General features: G+C 69.9%; 1 protein-coding gene. It reads left to right on the top strand.

Translation table 11 applies throughout. The features are described from left to right. Nucleotides 1-3 precede the first annotated feature (3 nt). A partial coding sequence (gene ispG / locus FLW16_RS42885) for a flavodoxin-dependent (E)-4-hydroxy-3-methylbut-2-enyl-diphosphate synthase (protein WP_142566716.1) occupies nucleotides 4-1,118 on the top strand: 1,115 nt, incomplete at its 3' end.

Below are 1,118 nucleotides of genomic sequence, written 5' to 3'. Positions count from 1 at the left end.
GGGATTCCCGCCGTACGGACCCAGCCGATCGCCAAGCGGCGGGTGTCACGTCAGATCATGGTCGGCTCGGTCCCCGTCGGCGGGGACGCGCCGGTCTCGGTGCAGTCCATGACCACCACGCTGACCGCCGACGTCAACGCCACCCTGCAGCAGATCGCCGAGCTCACCGCCGCCGGCTGCCAGATCGTCCGCGTCGCGGTCCCCTCCCAGGACGACGCCGACGCACTGCCGGCCATCGCGAGAAAATCCAAGATCCCCGTCATCGCCGACATCCATTTCCAGCCCAAATACGTCTTCGCGGCGATCGAGGCGGGATGCGCGGCGGTCCGGGTGAACCCCGGGAACATCAAGAAGTTCGACGACAAGGTCGGCGAGATCGCCCGCGCCGCCTCCGACGCCGGCGTGCCGATCAGGATCGGCGTCAACGCCGGCTCCCTCGACCCGCGCCTGCTGCAGAAGTACGGCAAGGCCACCCCGGAGGCCCTGGTCGAGTCGGCGCTGTGGGAGTGCTCCCTGTTCGAGGAGCACGGCTTCCGCGACATCAAGATCTCCGTCAAGCACAACGACCCGGTCGTCATGATCCAGGCCTACCGGCTGCTCGCCGAGCGCTGCGACTACCCGCTGCACCTCGGCGTCACCGAGGCGGGGCCGGCCTTCCAGGGCACGATCAAGTCCGCGGTGGCGTTCGGCGCGCTGCTGGCCGAGGGGATCGGCGACACCATCCGGGTGTCGCTGTCGGCGCCTCCGGTCGAGGAGGTCAAGGTCGGCACGCAGATCCTCGAGTCGCTGGGCCTGCGCGAGCGCGGCCTGGAGATCGTCTCCTGCCCGTCCTGCGGCCGCGCCCAGGTGGACGTGTACACCCTCGCCGAGCAGGTGCAGGCCGGGCTGAGCGGGCTCAACGTGCCGCTGCGCGTGGCCGTGATGGGCTGCGTGGTCAACGGCCCCGGCGAGGCCAGGGAGGCCGACCTCGGCGTCGCCTCCGGCAACGGCAAGGGCCAGATCTTCGTGAAGGGCGAGGTCATCAAGACCGTCCCCGAGTCACAGATCGTCGAGACCCTCATCGAGCAGGCCCTGCGCCTCGCCGAGGAGATGGGCGTCGACGTCGACCTCGACGACGA

It is taken from the genome of Microbispora sp. KK1-11 (assembly GCF_006874435.1).
In the GTDB taxonomy this organism is placed as follows: Bacteria; Actinomycetota; Actinomycetes; order Streptosporangiales; family Streptosporangiaceae; genus Microbispora; species Microbispora catharanthi.
This window is presented reverse-complemented; position numbering and strand designations above follow the sequence as displayed.